Source organism: Azospirillum mesophilum (genome assembly GCF_053470405.2).
The window spans coordinates 43,251-58,665 of record NZ_JBPXMQ020000022.1; the positions used below are offsets into that span (position 1 = coordinate 43,251).

The 15,415-nt window shown below is 69.1% G+C and carries 19 protein-coding genes; 3 read left to right on the forward strand and 16 right to left on the reverse strand.

Annotated elements, in window-relative coordinates; all coding sequences use genetic code 11:
- Window positions 1–468 (forward strand): helix-turn-helix domain-containing protein, encoded by a 468-nt coding sequence (locus ACSVC7_RS20455; protein ID WP_448206230.1) that lies wholly within the window; start codon window positions 1–3, stop codon window positions 466–468.
- A 4-nt stretch (window positions 469–472) separates the two neighbouring features.
- Here the strand turns inward: ACSVC7_RS20455 and ACSVC7_RS20460 are convergent, their stop codons facing one another.
- From ACSVC7_RS20460 to ACSVC7_RS20480, 5 genes are all read right to left on the reverse strand, one after another.
- Window positions 473–1,321 carry a glycosyltransferase family 2 protein gene (locus tag ACSVC7_RS20460; protein ID WP_483508572.1) on the reverse strand — a complete coding sequence of 283 codons (849 nt, stop codon included), beginning with the start codon at window positions 1,319–1,321 and terminating at the stop codon, window positions 473–475.
- On the reverse strand, window positions 1,318–2,289 hold the full coding sequence (locus ACSVC7_RS20465; protein ID WP_448206232.1) for a GumC domain-containing protein: 972 nt from the start codon (window positions 2,287–2,289) through the stop codon (window positions 1,318–1,320). Before ACSVC7_RS20465 ends, ACSVC7_RS20460 begins: the two co-directional genes overlap by 4 nt.
- Window positions 2,282–3,502: a glycosyltransferase family 4 protein gene (locus ACSVC7_RS20470; RefSeq protein WP_448206233.1), complete on the reverse strand. Its 1,221-nt coding sequence runs from the start codon at window positions 3,500–3,502 to the stop codon at window positions 2,282–2,284. Before ACSVC7_RS20470 ends, ACSVC7_RS20465 begins: the two co-directional genes overlap by 8 nt.
- A gap of 49 nt (window positions 3,503–3,551) precedes the next feature.
- Window positions 3,552–4,739: a hypothetical protein gene (locus ACSVC7_RS20475; RefSeq protein WP_448206234.1), complete on the reverse strand. Its 1,188-nt coding sequence runs from the start codon at window positions 4,737–4,739 to the stop codon at window positions 3,552–3,554.
- A gap of 103 nt (window positions 4,740–4,842) precedes the next feature.
- On the reverse strand, window positions 4,843–5,319 hold the full coding sequence (locus tag ACSVC7_RS20480) for a DUF3299 domain-containing protein (protein ID WP_448206235.1): 477 nt from the start codon (window positions 5,317–5,319) through the stop codon (window positions 4,843–4,845).
- A gap of 214 nt (window positions 5,320–5,533) precedes the next feature.
- Here ACSVC7_RS20480 and ACSVC7_RS20485 point away from each other — a divergent pair, with 214 nt between their 5' ends.
- A complete protein-coding gene (locus tag ACSVC7_RS20485; protein WP_448206236.1) occupies window positions 5,534–5,863 on the forward strand; it encodes an ArsR/SmtB family transcription factor in 330 nt (109 codons plus the stop codon).
- Between the two features lie 134 nt (window positions 5,864–5,997).
- On the forward strand, window positions 5,998–6,822 hold the full coding sequence (gene hutG / locus ACSVC7_RS20490) for an N-formylglutamate deformylase (RefSeq protein WP_448206237.1): 825 nt from the start codon (window positions 5,998–6,000) through the stop codon (window positions 6,820–6,822).
- 48 nt (window positions 6,823–6,870) lie between these two features.
- Here hutG and ACSVC7_RS20495 read toward each other — a convergent pair whose 3' ends face one another.
- The 11 genes from ACSVC7_RS20495 to ACSVC7_RS20545 all read right to left on the reverse strand — a co-directional run bounded on the left by ACSVC7_RS20495 (window position 6,871) and on the right by ACSVC7_RS20545 (window position 15,319).
- Complete coding sequence (locus tag ACSVC7_RS20495; protein ID WP_448206238.1) at window positions 6,871–7,281, reverse strand: bacteriohemerythrin; 411 nt, start codon at window positions 7,279–7,281, stop codon at window positions 6,871–6,873.
- A 334-nt stretch (window positions 7,282–7,615) separates the two neighbouring features.
- A complete protein-coding gene (gene fabI, locus ACSVC7_RS20500; RefSeq protein WP_448206239.1) occupies window positions 7,616–8,401 on the reverse strand; it encodes an enoyl-ACP reductase FabI in 786 nt (261 codons plus the stop codon).
- A gap of 289 nt (window positions 8,402–8,690) precedes the next feature.
- Window positions 8,691–9,110, reverse strand: coding sequence for a YgaP-like transmembrane domain (locus tag ACSVC7_RS20505; protein WP_448206240.1), 420 nt, complete (start codon window positions 9,108–9,110; stop codon window positions 8,691–8,693).
- Between the two features lie 29 nt (window positions 9,111–9,139).
- Window positions 9,140–10,054 carry a PRC-barrel domain-containing protein gene (locus ACSVC7_RS20510; protein ID WP_448206241.1) on the reverse strand — a complete coding sequence of 305 codons (915 nt, stop codon included), beginning with the start codon at window positions 10,052–10,054 and terminating at the stop codon, window positions 9,140–9,142.
- A gap of 109 nt (window positions 10,055–10,163) precedes the next feature.
- On the reverse strand, window positions 10,164–10,802 hold the full coding sequence (ureG, locus tag ACSVC7_RS20515; protein WP_448206242.1) for an urease accessory protein UreG: 639 nt from the start codon (window positions 10,800–10,802) through the stop codon (window positions 10,164–10,166).
- A complete protein-coding gene (locus ACSVC7_RS20520) occupies window positions 10,799–11,434 on the reverse strand; it encodes an urease accessory protein UreF (RefSeq protein WP_448206243.1) in 636 nt (211 codons plus the stop codon). Before ACSVC7_RS20520 ends, ureG begins: the two co-directional genes overlap by 4 nt.
- Window positions 11,435–11,603: 169 nt before the next feature.
- Window positions 11,604–12,101, reverse strand: coding sequence for an urease accessory protein UreE (gene ureE / locus ACSVC7_RS20525; protein WP_448206244.1), 498 nt, complete (start codon window positions 12,099–12,101; stop codon window positions 11,604–11,606).
- Window positions 12,098–12,949 (reverse strand): glutamate racemase, encoded by an 852-nt coding sequence (gene murI, locus ACSVC7_RS20530; protein ID WP_448206245.1) that lies wholly within the window; start codon window positions 12,947–12,949, stop codon window positions 12,098–12,100. The genes ureE and murI overlap by 4 nt, the downstream gene beginning before the upstream one ends.
- A gap of 12 nt (window positions 12,950–12,961) precedes the next feature.
- Window positions 12,962–14,671 carry an urease subunit alpha gene (gene ureC / locus ACSVC7_RS20535; RefSeq protein ID WP_448206246.1) on the reverse strand — a complete coding sequence of 570 codons (1,710 nt, stop codon included), beginning with the start codon at window positions 14,669–14,671 and terminating at the stop codon, window positions 12,962–12,964.
- A gap of 27 nt (window positions 14,672–14,698) precedes the next feature.
- Window positions 14,699–15,004 (reverse strand): urease subunit beta, encoded by a 306-nt coding sequence (locus ACSVC7_RS20540; RefSeq protein WP_448206247.1) that lies wholly within the window; start codon window positions 15,002–15,004, stop codon window positions 14,699–14,701.
- 12 nt (window positions 15,005–15,016) lie between these two features.
- The gene (locus ACSVC7_RS20545; protein WP_448206248.1) at window positions 15,017–15,319 is read right to left on the reverse strand and encodes an urease subunit gamma; all 303 of its coding nucleotides are present in this window, start codon (window positions 15,317–15,319) and stop codon (window positions 15,017–15,019) included.
- Between the last annotated feature and the right edge of the window lie 96 nt (window positions 15,320–15,415).

The following is a 15,415-nucleotide window of genomic DNA, read 5'->3' on the forward strand; positions in this document are numbered from 1 at the left end:
ATGAGTTCGACGAAAACCAAGCTCGCACCCGCCCACACCCTCTCCCGCCGGGGCGAGGGTCCCAATCCCATCGACATCCATGTCGGGGCGCGGCTGCGACTGCGACGCACTCTGCTTGGGTTGAGCCAGGAGAAGCTGGGCGAGGCGGTCGGGATCACCTTCCAGCAACTGCAGAAGTACGAGCGCGGCTCCAACCGCATCAGCGCCAGCCGCCTCTTCAACCTGTCGCAGGTGCTGGGAGTGCCGGTCAGCTATTTCTTCGACGACATGCCCACGCCGGAGCAGATCGCCACCCCCTCCGCCGACCTGCCGCCGTCGGAGACGGAAGAGTTCGAGTCCATGGCCCGGCGGGAGACGCTGGAGCTGGTGCGCGCCTACTACCGCATCGACGATGCGTCGGTGCGCAAGCGGACCTTCGACCTGCTCAAGGCGCTGGGCGGCGACAAGTCGTCCGACGAGGCCGAGTAATTCCCTACTGATCGCGGACGCGGGGCGCGACCCTCCGCCCCGCGTCCGCGATCTTCAGGCTCACCTGCCAATAGTAGAAGGCGCGCGCCAGGGCATGGTGGAAGCCGGCGGCGCCGTCGAGAAAGCCGAGCTTCAGCACATAGCCGTGCAGGAACACCGCCAGCGGCCGGGCCGGTACGCGGTGCAGCGCACGCTTCAGCCAGCGACGCAAGCCTGTTTCCCGGTCGATCAGCGCCGCCATCCGGCCATCGGCGCGCAGGGCGGCTTCCCAGTCGGAATAGCGGTTGTGCCGCTCGAACCAGGCCGCGATCGGCTTTTCGTCGGCATGGTCCAGGACATGCCGCAAGCGCCCGATGGAACCCGCGACCGTGGGCTGGTAATGCCCCTCCACCTCCCACATCGCCGATACATCCAGATCCGGCACAGGCGGAAAATGCGCCCGCCGCCGGTCGATCAGGGCAAGCTTCCGATTGCGCGCGCCGAAGCGCAGGCGGCGGCCGAGAAACACCGGACGCGCGTCGATGAAATAGCCGGCGTGCCTTGGGCCATCGGCCATCAGGCGTGCGATCTCCTCCACCAGTTCCACGCTCAACCGCTCGTCGGCATCGACGAACAGCACCCAATCCTGGCGGAAAGGAAGCTGCTCGAGGCACCATTGCTTCTTCTTCGGGTAGCGCCCGTCCCAGCGGAAATCCACGACGGTGGCACCGAACACCCCGGCAATGGCCGGGGTGCCGTCCGTGCTGGCGCTGTCCACCACGAAACACTCGGCGAAGTGGGACAGGGCGGGCAGGCAGTGGGGCAGATTGGCCACCTCGTTGCGGGTCATCACCACGACGGAAACCGGGATCATGCCCCGCCGTCCCACGCCCGCCAGAGTCCCCGCAGGGACAGGAAGAAGGCCCCGGCGACCAGCCCCAGCAATCCGGCCATGGGCACCACCTGAACCGGGTTCGGCCAGTCGGGCCGGCTCGCGGCGGCGGGCGGCTCGATGGCGTCGGCGGCGAGCGGCAGGTCCACCTCGATCATCATGGCGACCCGCTCCTGCTCCGACAAAAGATCGGCCAGCGCCAGGCGATGCTCCGCCACGGTGATGCCGGCCAGACGCGCCTTGATGTGGGCGATCTGGGCGGCGCTGCGCCGCGCGGCCTCCGCCCGCAGGTGGGCGTCGGTGGCAGTGGCCACGGCGTTCAGCAGGCGCAGGGCGACGGCCCGGTCCGGGTCGCGCAGGCTGATCCGGCGCATGGGACCGGTCCGCACCGTCTCCACCACGAGCCGGTCGAGCAGCGCGCGCGAGACGCGTTCCGCGTCCGGCTGCACCCAATCCTCCCGCCCGACCGTCGCCAGGAACAGGCGCTTCAGCCAGGGCAGCAGCCCGGACGGAGACCGCCACCGCCCAGCCTCGGCGTCCCAGCGGTCAGGGAACAGGATCCGCACCAGATCCGCGTCGGCCATCAGCCGTTCGGCCACGGGAATGGAGGCGAACAGTTCCAGATAGCGCGCGAAGTCCGACAGCGTCTCGTCGCCCGGTCCCGGCTCGGCCGCCGACAGGGCGGTGTTGTGGCCCAGCAGGACCGGCAGGCGCGCCCCCATCGCCGCCGCGCCGAGCCGCGCGGTCGGCCCCACCACCATGCTCGCGGTGTGATAGGCCGGGGCCACGCGAACGGCCGACACGCCCAGCAGAAGGCCCACGACGACGCAGCCCAGCAGGATCCGCCACCCCTCGCGAATCGTGCGGATGAAGTCGCGCAGTTGCCGCGCCGCGACCGGCCGGGAGACGCCGCCGAGCGGGACGTCCAGCCCCAAAGACCCATCAGGCATGCGGAATCCTCCGCCCCGGCGCCAGCAGGACTGACGCTGGCCGGCGCACGGTGGCGGCCAGCGCGGCGAAGCGACGGGCGGCGGCATCGGCGTTCCAGGCCGTTGCGGCGGCTTGCGCGCGGCTACCCTCCTCCGCGCAGCGGGCCGGGTCGCCGGCGTAGCCTCGGATCGCCGCGGCAAGACCCGGAGCGTCGCGCGGGTCGAGCACCCGTCCGCAGCCGGTCACCAGCGCCGCCGCGTCGCTTCCCGCCGGCCCCAGGAACAGGCACGGCCGCCCGGCGGCAAGCGCCCCGGCCACCTTGCTGGGGACGAGCAGCCCCTCCGCGCGCGGATCCATGGTGGCGAGGTGAAGGTCGGCCGCGGACAGGCTTTCGCCCAGGCGGTTCGCCGGCTGGAAGGGAACGAAGCGGACGTTGGGCAGGCCGCGCGCCCGCACCGCCTCCACCAGTGTCGGAAGGCCCCGCCCCTCGCCGATCACCAGGAAAGCGATGTCGGGGTCGGTGCGCGCCAGTTCCCCCGCCGCGCCGAGGATCGCGTCCATGGGGTGCGCCAGCCCCAGGTTTCCCGAATAGGCGACCGTGAAGCGGTCACCCAGCCCATGCTCCGCCCGGAACGCGTTGGCCTCGCGTGGAACCGGGCGGATGCGGGGATCGGCCCAGTTGGGCAGGACGGTGACCCGCTCCGCCGGGACGCCGGACGCGATCATCCGCCGCGCCATGCAGTGGCCGATGGCAACCACCGCGTCGTAGCGGCGCAGAGCCTGCACGGCCGCGCGCTCCACCCAGCGGGTCCATGGAGTTGGCAGTCGCACCCCCAGCACCGGAAGCAGGGCGGGATACAGGTCGTGGCTCCAGTGGATCGACGCGGCCCGATGCCATGCCGCCAGCATCGGCCCCAACAATCCCAACAGCGGCGGATCGGTCATGGTCACCACCACATCCGGCCGCGGCACGCGCATCGCCCGCAGCGTCAGGCGGCGCAGGGCGGCCATATAGTCGAGAACGGGCGGTGCGCCGTGGCTTCGGACCTCGCCACCCGTGCGGAGCACCGTAACTCCGGGCAACGGCTCGCTTGGGCCGGTACCGTCGGCCACCACGGTGACGCGCCACCCCAGGACGGCCATCCGCCGCGCCAGATCGCCGACGCAACGCCCGGTCGCCCCACGATCCGCAGGAAACACGCGGTTGACGAAAAGGATCGATGGATCGCTCACACAGGAACATCCAATTTCGGACAAAAGCACGCGTAAGTATGCACCTCGCTCACGATGGCGACAACGGCTTCCTGGGCTCGGCGAGCAGCACCATCAGGGTCAGGAGCAGCCCCGTGTCCAGATACTTGAAGCTGGTGTGCACGCCGAGCGCCATGACCAGCGGCGGCAGCACCGCCCAGCCGAGCGGCGGGTCCTGCCGCAGCGCCGCCATCGCCCTCGGTGCCAGGGCCGCGAGGTAGGCAGCCAGCGCCAGCAGCCCCAAGGCGCCCGCCTTCGCCAACGCGTAGGTCGGCAAGGTGTGGGTGTAGGACACCCGCCAGCCGCCCACGGCCGGGTTGGCGATCAGCGCGCCCCAGCCCTGGCCGAACAGAAAGGTCGCGGGCGTCGCCACCGCTTGGTCGAGTACCGCCGCGGCCTCCTCCCAGCGGGTGTTGGCCCCGGTCAGGCGCGTCTTCTCGGCCACCCGCAGCAGCGCGCCGACCAGCGGCTGGGAAACGCCGGCCGCGACCGCACCCGCCGCCAGCAGCCCGGCCCCGACCGCCCACGGCGCCCGCCTTCCCCACCACAGTCCGACGGCGAGAAAGGCCAGCGCGGCGAGCCCCAAGGCCATCCGGTGCACGGCCCCGGCGAGCGCCGCCAGGCACAGCGCACCCGCGCACAGGCAGCTCAGCCCGACCGCCCAGCGCAGCACGCCGCCCCGCAGCAGCAGCCCGAATCCGGTCAGCGGCAGGGCTATGGCGGCGAACAGAACCGACGGCGCGTTCAGCAGATAGGCGCCGCCGTCCGACATGGCCCGCGCGCCGACCGCGCCGAACCCCCAGTCCGCCTGCTTCCACCAGCGCAACGCGAAGCCTACGCCGGCCAGCATCATGCCCCAGGACAGCCACCGCACCGCGCGCCGTGGGTCCGCGCGCAGCACGGGCACGAGCAGAACCGGCAGGAACAGGTAGAGCAGCGGCACCACGTCGCGCAGCATATCGCCCGGCGCCCAGCCGACCCACACGCCCCGCATCGCCGGCACCCACAACAGCCATCCCAACGCCAGGATGGTGGCGGGCTCCCAGGCGTCGGCGCTTGGGTCACGCAAGGCATGGCCGGTGACGACGAACAGCGGGCGCAGCACGCCGACGGCCAGGACCAAAAGCGCGCCGATGGCGGCCTCCACCCAGCGCAGGGCCGGCGGGGCCGGGGCGCTCAGCAGGCCGTAGAGCGCGAGGGCCAGGAACAGCCCGTGCACACGCACCGCTCCCGCCACGTCCCCCTGCCTCTCTCACACAGTCGTATGGGCGCACCATCCCACGCACGCGGAGCGAGCGGAAGAGGATTTGAGAGACAACCGGTCAGGCGAAGCGCAGCTCCGCGCGGTCGAGCTGGTAGTACAAACCCTCCTGCGGGCGCAGGCGGAGTGTGCCGGTGAGGGTCAGCGGTTCCGTCGTTTCCCGTACGGGAATGTGGCTGCGGACGTGCAGCATGCTGGAGGGATCCGGTCGCTGGCAGGCCGGGCAGCCGACGGGGTTGGCGGCCAGGATAAAGCGGGTGTGCGACGACGCGTCGCTCAGCGGCACCATGAAGCCGCGCACCGTCACCGGCTTGCCGTCCAGCGCCTTTACCCGAGTCGGGAAGGCCGGATCGGCGGCCGGCCCATCCAGGCGGACCTGGACCAGATCGCGCCACAGGGCGGTGGTGTCGTCCAGCGGCAGGTGGAACGGCCCGACGGGGTGGGTCGGTTCCTTGGCCTTGGTGGCCCAAATGGCCCAGCCGGCGACCGGCGCGAGCGCCAGCGGCAAAAGCACCTGTCGGCGCGAGGCGATGTCCATCCTATCCTCCCGATGCCGGTCCATTCGTCCGGCGTTCATGCTTTTGGGGCCGATTGTTCCGAAGGAAGCGGGCGCGGTCAACCGGTCCATCGCCCGATCCACCGTAAGGCCCCCTTCCATTCCGTCTTGGGATACCCACAAGCCGCCCTATAGGATCGGGCACCGGCGCGGCTTATACTTTTTAAGGACATCCATCACCGGGAACCTCCGCGGCATGCCATCGAAGCCGGCGCACCTCCGACTCACCGAAGACCAGACCACGGAACTGGCGGACATGTTCCGCCTGATGAGCGACCCCAGCCGGTTGCGCATCATCCTCGCCTGCCTTGAAACGCCGACGTCGGTCGGCGACATGGCGACGGCGCTCAGCCTCTCCCCCTCTCTCGTCAGCCACCATCTGCGGCTTCTGCGCGCCGGGCGCCTGATCCAGGCGGAGCGGCGGGGCAACCGCGTCTTCTACCTGATCACGGACGAGCACATCCGCCGCGTCCTGTCCGACATGGTGGATCATGTCGCGGAGAACGAGGATGAGTTGGAACCGTGACGCCCACAGGTCCGCAAGCATTACAATAATTACATAATAGGATTTGACGCTTGGGAGGGGACGGACCATAGTCGCCCGCATGTTGCGGCGCACCAGAATCGCCGCCGACGCGAGGGTCAAGGCAGGGTCAAGGCATGGAGACGTTCCGCTTCCAGCCGGGGGAAACCCCCGTTCTGCTCAGCATTCCGCACGTCGGCACGGCGATCCCGCCGGACATCGCGGCAACGATGACCGACGCGGCGCTGACGGTTCCGGACACGGACTGGCACCTGGACCGGCTCTACCATTTCGCGCCGGCGCTGGGCATCGGCTTCCTGAAGGCCACCTGCTCGCGCTATGTGATCGACCTGAACCGCGATCCGTCGGGCGATGTCCTTTACCCCGGCGCCGACAACACCGAACTGTGCCCGCTGACCACCTTCGACCACCAACCGATCTACAAGCCCGGCCAGGAGCCGGACGCGGCGGAGGTGGAGCGGCGCGTCGGCGCCTTCTGGCGCCCCTATCACGAACAGCTCCACAGCGAGTTGCAGGCTTTGAAAGAGCGGTTCGGCATCGCCATCCTGTTCGAGGCGCACTCCATCCGCTCGCGGGAGCCGCGCTTTTTCGAGGGGCAGCTGACGGACTTCAACCTCGGCACCGCCGACGGCGCGACCGCCTCCCCGGCCCTGGTCGGACGGCTGATGAACGTTCTGACGGCGCGGGAGAACTATTCGGCGGTGCTGAACGGGCGCTTCAAGGGCGGCTACATCACCCGCCGTTACGGCACCCCGGCCGAGAACATCCACGCCATCCAGCTGGAAATGACCCAGCACACCTACATGGAGGAGGATGCGCCCTTCCGGTTCCGCAACGATCTGGCCGCCCAGGTTCGCCCGTCGTTGGAACGGCTGATGAGCGCGATCGTCGAATGGGGATGGGAAAAGGCGTCCGTGCGGCGCCGGACGGCCTACATCTGAGCGGCGGCCCTCTGACCGGCAGTCATCTGGGCTTGGCCGTCGTGAACGCTACATCCACACGCCCCGGACATAGGGCGTGAGCAGCGTGTCCTGCATGATGATGTGGTTGACCAGCCATTTCGCCGTGAAGTTGTAGAGAAGCTCGGCGTTGTGGTGGCTGGGTTCCTTGGTGAAGGCGTTCGACAGCTCGCTCAGGATCCGCACCGCCTCGTGGTGCTGGCGCACGTGGTCGTCGTACTTCGGGTAGTGGACGACCTGCATGATCTTTTCTTCGCGGCTGAAGTGCTGCTGCGTGTACTCCAGCAGCTTCATCAGAATCTTGGCGACGCGCACCGGCGCGAAGACGCGCGCGTTCAACGCGGCATCGAGTTCGTTCAGGTACTCAATCAGGTGCCGGTGATCCTCGTCGATGGACGGCTGGCCGACGCTGAGTTGCCGTCTCCAGGAGATAACACCCATGAACCCTCCGGATCCTCTCCCCACGGCCGCCCGGTTCCGCTGATCGGGACCCCGCGCGACGCTTTCGTGACCGGAGACACCGACCGTCCCCGATGGCACCCGAGATGGCGCCCGACAATGACGCGCAAGCCCCGACGAGCCGGACAAGCGCCGGGCGTCTGTGTACCGGATTATGGGTGTCTTTTCACCGGCGACGAACACATACAATCGTCACATGGCAATTTGCCGCACCGATGACGCAGACGGACGAAAGGCGGGCGAGAACTTTCGGCCCTCCCCGCCTCTCTTGCCCTATTCAGGGATGGGGCGATTGTCCGCCCCATCGATTACCCGATCAACCGACGATCGAGTAGCCGCAGTCCACATAGGTGGTGTCGCCGGTGATGCCCTTGGCGCCGTCCGTGGCGAGGAAGGCGGTGGTGTAGCCGACCTCCTCGATGGTCACCAGGCGATGCTCCGGCGCGCGTTCGGCCGCCTTGGCCATCAGCTCGTCGAAGTGGGCGATGCCCGACGCCGCGCGGGTCTTGATCGGACCCGGGGAGATGGCGTGCACGCGGATGCCCTTCGGACCCAGCTCGGCCGCCAGATAGCGGACGCAGCTTTCCAGCGCGGCCTTCACCGGACCCATGACGCCGTAGTTGTCGATCACGCGGTTGGCGCCGAAGTAGGACATGGTGAACAGCGAGCCGCCGTCCTTCATCAGCGGCTCCGCATAGCGGGCCATGCGCAGGAAGGAGTGGCAGGAGACGTCCATCGCCATCTGGAAGCCCTCGCGCGAGCTGTCGACGACGCGGCCGTGCAGGTCTTCCTTCGGCGCGAAGGCGATGGAGTGCAGCGCGAAATCCAGCTTGCCCCACTTTTGCTCGATCTTCTCGAACATCGCCTTCAGCTGGCCTTCGCCGGTGACGTCCACCGGTTCGAAGATTTCGCATTCGAGCTGCTTGGCCAGCGGCTCGACGTGCGGCTTCGCCTTTTCGTTCAGGTAGCTGATCGCGAGATCCGCGCCCATCGCGCGGAAGGCGCGGGCGCAGCCCCAAGCGATCGACTGATCGTTGGCGATGCCGAGCACGAGGCCCTTCTTGCCTTCAAGAGTGGCGGCGGCAGGAATGATCGTGGTCATGGCAGACTTTTCCCGGGTTGCGATGTGGCGGGACAGCGGAGCGTACGAAGTGGAACACTCGTTTTGTGCAACGCACCATAGTCCAGTCGAAGGTCATAGGCAACCGGTTAAAGTGGCAATAAATCCGACATTCTCCCTTTGTTTTTCTGTAACAGCCCCGTCATACGCCGAACGTGAGTAAAAGCGCCGCACCCCCACTACCTCTTTATTGTGGGTCGGCTCGCGTGTCATGCGGATGCGGAAAGGCCCCTCCCGCCGGGGACGGGCCTTTCACGGGTCGCACGGCCGATCAGGTCACGCCCGGCGTGAAGGACGGCGGGTCGCTGGCCGGGAAGGATTCCTTGGAGGCCTCGTCCACGACCTCCTCGTCGCAGGCCTCCGAATAGATGTCGCCCGGATGGCGGGAGAAGCGGTCCCGACCACGCTCGACGTCCTGCGCGGGGATGGCGCGGTCGTCGTGGCCCCAGCGCTCCTGCATCATCGCCTTGGCCGGGCAATAGCCGGTGAGTCCCCGCGCGACCAGCGCGCCGCCGGCCAGCGCCATCGCCGCACCGGCCACCGTCGGCCGGCGCAGGCCCATCACCGCCAGCATGCCGCCGCCGATCAGCGACGCCAGCCGCTCCGTATGGCCGACGTTGACCATCCGTTCGAAATCGTCGGTCCTGGACAGGCTCCGCCCGCCGGATCCGTGGTGGCTCATGATCGCCATGGTTCGTCTCCTCGATCCCCTCTGGTGTTTCACTGCGGCGGCGCGCCGCCGGGGGACGGCGGGTTGGAGCCGCCCTGGGCAGGCCCTGTTTGTGTCCCGCCGGTCGAGCCGGCGCTGGGTTCGGGCGGCGGCCCGGCCTTCTGCGCCGTGGTGTCGGCCAGCGTGCGGGCCTGGGCCAACTCGCGCTTCAGCCGGTCCACCTCCTGCGACAGGCGCTGCACCTCCTGCTGCACCTGCGGCGACCCGCCCGCCGTGGCCGGAAGCCCCGCCGCGGCCAGCGCCGCCGAATCGCGGATCCAGTAGGGCTGGACGCCGTAGTAGGTGTGCAGCGCCAACGCCCACTGCCGGTCCGACATGTCCGGCCGGTTGGACCGGGTGAACTGCGGCGCGGCGGTCAGCCGGTCCTTCGGGACGTTCAGCGCATAGCCGTTCCCGTCCTGCGTCGGCTGAACCAATGCCCAGGGCACGGGGAAGTTCCGCTCGCCGATGCCGAGGAAGCCGCCAAGCTCGACCACCGCATAGGCGACGCGCCCGGTGTCCGGATCGACGACCAGTTCGGAGATGCTGCCCATCTCGTCACCGTTCGGGGCGTGCAGCCTGGCCTTCGCCAAGTCGTCGGCGGCCACCACGCGTGGCTTTTCGATGGCGCGGACCAGCGCGTCGGCCTCACCCAGGATCAACTGGCAGGCGGGGTCGTTGCCGCCCTGGCCGGCACGCTCGGCCGTCTGGCGCAACGCGCGGAGTTGGCCGATTTCCTGCGGCGTGGCCGCGGCGGGCGACTGGGCGCCGGCCGCCTCGAAAGCGGCGATGCGCTGGCCGAGGCGGTCGATGCCCGCCGGGCAGCCCTGGGCGGGAGTTCCCTGGGCGGGATTTCCTTGCGCCAGCGCGGGCAGCGGCCCGAGCGCCCCCACGAGCATGGTGGCGCTGAGGAGCAGGCGTCTCATCGTCGGTCCCTCCGGCTCGGTTCGTTCGCGTGCTGGACATCAGCGAAAGAACAGCACGGCCAAGACGGAGGTTCCGCGACGATCTCAACCCGAAGTGAGCAAAGGGCGTTCAGCCCGGCAGCGGAAGGCCGCCCCGCTGGACGATGAAGCTCTGCACCGCGTCCAGCCCCTCACCCGTCTTGATGTTGGTGAAGACGAAGGGACGATCGCCGCGCATTTTGCGGGCGTCGCGGTCCATCACTTCAAGGCTGGCGCCGACCATCGGGGCGAGGTCGATCTTGTTGATCACCAGCAGGTCCGACCGGGTGATGCCCGGCCCGCCCTTGCGCGGGATCTTGTCGCCGGCCGACACGTCGATGACGTAGATGGTCAGGTCGGCCAGTTCCGGCGAGAAGGTGGCCGCGAGGTTGTCGCCGCCCGACTCGATGAAAATCAGGTCGAGGTGCGGGAACTTGCGATTCATCTCGTCGACGGCGGCGAGGTTGATCGAGGCGTCCTCGCGAATCGCCGTGTGCGGGCAGCCGCCGGTCTCCACGCCCATGATCCGTTCCGGCTTCAGCGCGCCGGAGCGGGTGAGGAATTCGGCGTCTTCCTTGGTGTAGATGTCGTTGGTGATCGCCGCGACTTCCCAATCGTCGCGCATGCGCTTGCACAGCGCGTCGGTCAGCGCGGTCTTGCCGGAACCGACCGGCCCGCCGATGCCCACGCGCAAGGGTCCACCGTGGCTCTTGGTAATCGCTGCGCTCATGAGCGGAACAGCCTCGTGTATTGGGTTTCGTGGATCATGGAGGTCCAGTCGACGGCCATGGCGCGGCTGCCCAGATCGTCGAGCGGAGCGGCCAGCGCCGCCTCCGCCGCATGGTGCACCACGGAATCGAGCGCCGCCAGAGCCTTCTGCCCGTCCGTCTGGCCCAGCGGGACCAGCCGCACTCCGGCGGAGACGAGGTTCGCCGCGAAGGCGTGCAGGTAGGCGGCCAGCGCCGGCCCCTCCGGCACGCCGATCAGCGCGGCGGCGAGCGCCACGGCCACGGCGTAGGCAACGGGGCGGCCGGTGTCGGCGACGACGCGGTCCCACCGCTCCAGCCCGTCGAGCGGCCACGCCGCGCGCACGGCAAGGAGAAATGCCTGCCCCTGCGCGCGGCTTTCCAACGCGGTTTCGGATGAGGCTCGCATCGCGTCCGCCCGCTCCACCGCCCAGGCGAAGGACGCCTCGTCACCGGCCAGCACGGCGCGATGGGCGGCGGCGAACAGCATGCCGTCCGTGCGCCCGGCGCCATGACGCAGGATGCCGTCGAGCCAGATCGTCAGCGTGGCACGGTCGCGGACGAGGCCCTGCTCAACGGCCGCTTCGATGCCGTGGCTGTAGGAGAAGCCGCCCACGGGGAAGGACGGGGAGAGCCAGGCGAGGAGTTTGGTGAGGTGGGTGGTGGAGACACTGTGCCCCCTCCCTAACCCTCCCCCGCCTTCGGCGGTGGAGGGAACTCCGCCGCTCCGCGCCAGATCCCCTCTCCCGCGAAGCGGGGGAGGGTTAGGGAGGGGGCCAGCGCCCTCACTCATGCGAGTGCCCATGGGAATGGGAATGGGAATGACCATGCCCGTGCCCCGAATACGCCCCGCCCTCCGGCGCGAAGGGCGCACGGATGGCGTCCACGCTCGCGCCAAGCCCGCGCAGCATGTCCTCGATCACATGATCCCGGCGCAGGCGGATCGTCTCGCCAATGATCTGCACCGGCAGATGCCGGTTCCCAAGATGCCACGCGATGCGGGCGAAAGCCTCGGTCCCGCCGCCGCAGCGCACTTCCATCAGGTCCTCGTCCGCCGCGACGACGCGCAGGAAAGAGCCGTCCTCCAGTTCCAGCCCGTCGCCGTCGTCCAGCGCCACGGCGCGCGGCAGGTCGAGCAGGAAATCGGCCCCCGCATCGTCGGCCATCACCATGCGCCGCCGGTGGCGGTCGTCGAAAGCCAGCGTCACGGTGCCGGCCTGCCGCTCGGTGGGCCAGTGGCCGCGGGCGTGCACTCGGGTGGCGCGGCGGAGCGGGTCGGTCATGGGGAAAGCCGTTCGAAGGGGGTGGGCCGGCCGAAGAACCGCCCCGCGAGCGCGCCGACCGGTTCCGCCGCCCCCGTGGTGAAGAATCGTGGCGCCGCCGGGTGCCCGTTCACGGCGGGCGCGTATTCCGGATGGCGCTCCAGGTAATTGTCCAGCGACTTGGCGACCAGCGAGGGCTGGCACAGCACCTCGACGCCGGGCGGCAGGGTGTGCGCGAACAGGTGCGACACCAGCGGGTAATGGGTGCAGCCCAGAACCACCGCGTCCAGCGGCTGCCCGCCCAACTGCTCCAGCAGGCAGGCCACATAGCCGCGCACCGCCGGCGCCAGTTCGGCGTCGTCCGCCCCCCGTTCGATCAGCGGCACCAAGTCCGGGCAGGCCTGCTGCACAACCCGCACGTCGGGGGCGCGCTTGCCGATTTCCCGCGGGAAGGAGCCGGAGGCCACCGTGGCCGGCGTGGCGAATACGCCCACCGTCCGCGGCTCCGGCCGCCAGTCGACGGAGGGGCCTTCCTGCATCCAGGGAACGCGCGTGATCGCCTCGACCATCGGCACCAGCACGCCCAGCACGTTCCGCCCGGGATAGGCGTGCGGCAGCCAAGTCTGCTGCATGCGGCGCAACGCCACCGCCGCCGCCGTGTTGCAGGCCAGCACGACCAGCCCACAACCTTGCGCAAACAGACGCTCCACCCCCTGGACGGTCAGGCGGTAGATGTCCTCCTCGCTGCGCGGTCCATAGGGGGCGGCGGCGTGGTCGCCCAGATAGACGAAGGGCCGGTTGGGAGCGGCGTTGACCAGCGCGCGCAGCACCGTCAGGCCGCCATGGCCGGAATCGAAGACACCGATCACGAAATCAGGACCTCAAAACAGGAAATACCGCTGCGCCATGGGCAGCACGTCCGCCGGCTCGCAGGTCAGGAGTTGGCCGTCGGCGCGCACTTCGTAGGTTTCCGGATCGACCTCGATGTTTGGTGTGGAATCGTTGTGAATCATCTGCTTTTTGCCGATGGCGCGCACGCCGGTCACGGCCACTAGCTCCCGGTTCAGGCCGAGACTGCCGGCCAGATCGCGCTCCAGCGCCGCCTTGCTCACGAAGGTGACAGAACTGGCCTGCATCGACCGGCCGAGGGCGCCGAACATCGGGCGGTAGTGCACCGGCTGCGGCGTGGGGATGGAGGCGTTGGGATCGCCCATCAGCGCCGCCGCGATGGTGCCGGACTTCAACACCATGTCCGGCTTCACGCCGAAGAAGGCCGGTGACCAGACGACCAGATCGGCCAGCTTGCCAACCTCGATCGAACCGACCACATGCGCGATGCCGTGCGAGAGCGCCGGGTTGATCGTGTATTTGGCGATGTAGCGCTTGACGCGGAAGTTGTCGTTCTCGCCCGTTTCCTCCGGCAGACGGCCGCGCTGCACCTTCATCTTGTGCGCGGTCTGCCACGTGCGGATGACCACTTCGCCCACCCGGCCCATGGCCTGGCTGTCCGAACTCAGCATCGAGAAGACGCCGAGGTCGTGCAGGATGTCCTCCGCCGCGATGGTCTCGCGCCGGATCCGGCTTTCGGCGAAGGCCACGTCCTCCGGGATGCGCGGGCTGAGGTGATGGCAGACCATGAGCATGTCGAGATGCTCGTCCACCGTGTTCACCGTGAAGGGCCGCGTCGGGTTCGTCGAGGACGGCAGCACGTTCGGCAGCCCGGCCACCTTGATGATGTCCGGCGCGTGGCCGCCGCCCGCCCCTTCGGTGTGGAAGGCGTGGATGTTGCGGCCCTTAAAGGCGGCGACGGTGTTCTCCACGAAGCCCGACTCGTTCAGCGAGTCGGTGTGGATCGCCACCTGGATGTCCATCTCCTCCGCCACGGTCAGGCAGGTGTCGATGGCGGCGGGGGTGGTGCCCCAGTCCTCGTGCAGCTTCAGGCCGCAGGCCCCGGCGGCGATCTGCTCCACCAGCGCGTCCGGGCGGCTGGCGTTGCCCTTGCCGAAGAAGCCCAGGTTGATCGGCAGCCCCTCCGCCGCCTGGAGCATCCGCGCCATGTGCCACGGCCCCGGCGTGCAGGTGGTGGCCGAGGTTCCGGCCGCCGGCCCGGTGCCGCCGCCGAGCATGGTGGTGACGCCGCTGTACAGCGCCTCCTCCACCTGCTGCGGGCAGATGAAGTGGATGTGGCTGTCGACGCCGCCGGCGGTGACGATCTTGCCCTCGCCCGCGATCACCTCCGTCCCCGGCCCGACGACGATGGTCACGCCCGGCTGAACGTCCGGGTTGCCGGCCTTGCCGATGGCGGCGATGCGCCCGCCGGTGATGCCGATGTCGGCCTTGACGATGCCCCAGTGGTCGATGATCAGCGCGTTGGTGATGACCGTGTCCACGGCCCCGCCCTGGCGGGAGACCTGGGCCTGCCCCATGCCGTCGCGGATCACCTTGCCGCCGCCGAACTTCACCTCCTCACCGTAGGTGGTGTGGTCGCGCTCCACCTCCACGATCAGATCGGTGTCGGCCAGCCGCACGCGGTCGCCGACGGTGGGGCCGTAGAGGGCCGCGTATTCGGCCCGGTCAATGCGATGCGCCATGCTGCTGTCCCCTCCGCTCGGCGCCCGTTACAGGCTGCCGTTGACCTTGCCGTTGAAGCCGATGACCACGCGGTTGCCGGCGTAGGCGACCAGCCGCACGCGGCGCGTCTGGCCGGGCTCGAACCGCACGGCGGTGCCGGCGGGGATGTCGAGGCGGAAGCCGCGCGCTTTGTCGCGGTCGAACTTCAGCGCCTCGTTGGTCTCGAAGAAATGGTAGTGGGAGCCGACCTGGATCGGCCGGTCGCCGGCGTTGGCAACGTCCAGTTCCACCGTGTCGCGACCAGCGTTCAGCTCGATCTCGCCCGCCGCAGGGATGATTTCACCGGGTTTCATGGGAGCCCCTTCTCAGCGGATCGGCTGGTGGACGGTGACGAGCTTCGTCCCGTCGGGGAAGGTGGCCTCCACCTGGATCTCGTGGATCATCTCGGGAACGCCGTCCATCACCTGTTCGCGGGTCAGCACCGTGGCACCATCGCGCATCAATTCGGCCACCGTGCGGCCGTCGCGCGCGCCCTCGACCACAAAATCGGTGATGAGCGCCACCGCCTCCGGGTGGTTCAGCTTCACGCCACGTTCCAGCCGGCGGCGCGCCACGACGGCGGCCATGGCGACGAGAAGCTTGTCCTTCTCGCGCGGTGTCAGGTTCATGGGGCTGTCTCTCCGCCTACCCAGTTCTTGAGGCGGATTATGCCACGTTGTTGCGGCGCGCCAAGCGTCCTTCGATGTGGTGGACGGCGTTTACTG

What these genes read in the sequence shown, in the direction of transcription:
- ACSVC7_RS20545 (WP_448206248.1), bottom strand. Translation starts at nt 15,319, where the DNA reads ATGAACCTGACACCGCGCGAGAAGGACAAGCTTCTCGTCGCCATGGCC.
- ACSVC7_RS20540 (WP_448206247.1), bottom strand. Translation starts at nt 15,004, where the DNA reads ATGAAACCCGGTGAAATCATCCCTGCGGCGGGCGAGATCGAGCTGAAC.
- ureC (WP_448206246.1), bottom strand. Translation starts at nt 14,671, where the DNA reads ATGGCGCATCGCATTGACCGGGCCGAATACGCGGCCCTCTACGGCCCC.
- ACSVC7_RS20465 (WP_448206232.1), bottom strand. Translation starts at nt 2,289, where the DNA reads ATGCCTGATGGGTCTTTGGGGCTGGACGTCCCGCTCGGCGGCGTCTCC.
- ACSVC7_RS20455 (WP_448206230.1), top strand. Translation starts at nt 1, where the DNA reads ATGAGTTCGACGAAAACCAAGCTCGCACCCGCCCACACCCTCTCCCGC.
- hutG (WP_448206237.1), top strand. Translation starts at nt 5,998, where the DNA reads ATGGAGACGTTCCGCTTCCAGCCGGGGGAAACCCCCGTTCTGCTCAGC.
- ACSVC7_RS20485 (WP_448206236.1), top strand. Translation starts at nt 5,534, where the DNA reads ATGCCATCGAAGCCGGCGCACCTCCGACTCACCGAAGACCAGACCACG.
- ureG (WP_448206242.1), bottom strand. Translation starts at nt 10,802, where the DNA reads ATGAGCGCAGCGATTACCAAGAGCCACGGTGGACCCTTGCGCGTGGGC.
- ACSVC7_RS20480 (WP_448206235.1), bottom strand. Translation starts at nt 5,319, where the DNA reads ATGGACATCGCCTCGCGCCGACAGGTGCTTTTGCCGCTGGCGCTCGCG.
- ACSVC7_RS20460 (WP_483508572.1), bottom strand. Translation starts at nt 1,321, where the DNA reads ATGATCCCGGTTTCCGTCGTGGTGATGACCCGCAACGAGGTGGCCAAT.
- ACSVC7_RS20505 (WP_448206240.1), bottom strand. Translation starts at nt 9,110, where the DNA reads ATGGCGATCATGAGCCACCACGGATCCGGCGGGCGGAGCCTGTCCAGG.
- fabI (WP_448206239.1), bottom strand. Translation starts at nt 8,401, where the DNA reads ATGACCACGATCATTCCTGCCGCCGCCACTCTTGAAGGCAAGAAGGGC.
- ureE (WP_448206244.1), bottom strand. Translation starts at nt 12,101, where the DNA reads ATGACCGACCCGCTCCGCCGCGCCACCCGAGTGCACGCCCGCGGCCAC.
- ACSVC7_RS20495 (WP_448206238.1), bottom strand. Translation starts at nt 7,281, where the DNA reads ATGGGTGTTATCTCCTGGAGACGGCAACTCAGCGTCGGCCAGCCGTCC.
- ACSVC7_RS20510 (WP_448206241.1), bottom strand. Translation starts at nt 10,054, where the DNA reads ATGAGACGCCTGCTCCTCAGCGCCACCATGCTCGTGGGGGCGCTCGGG.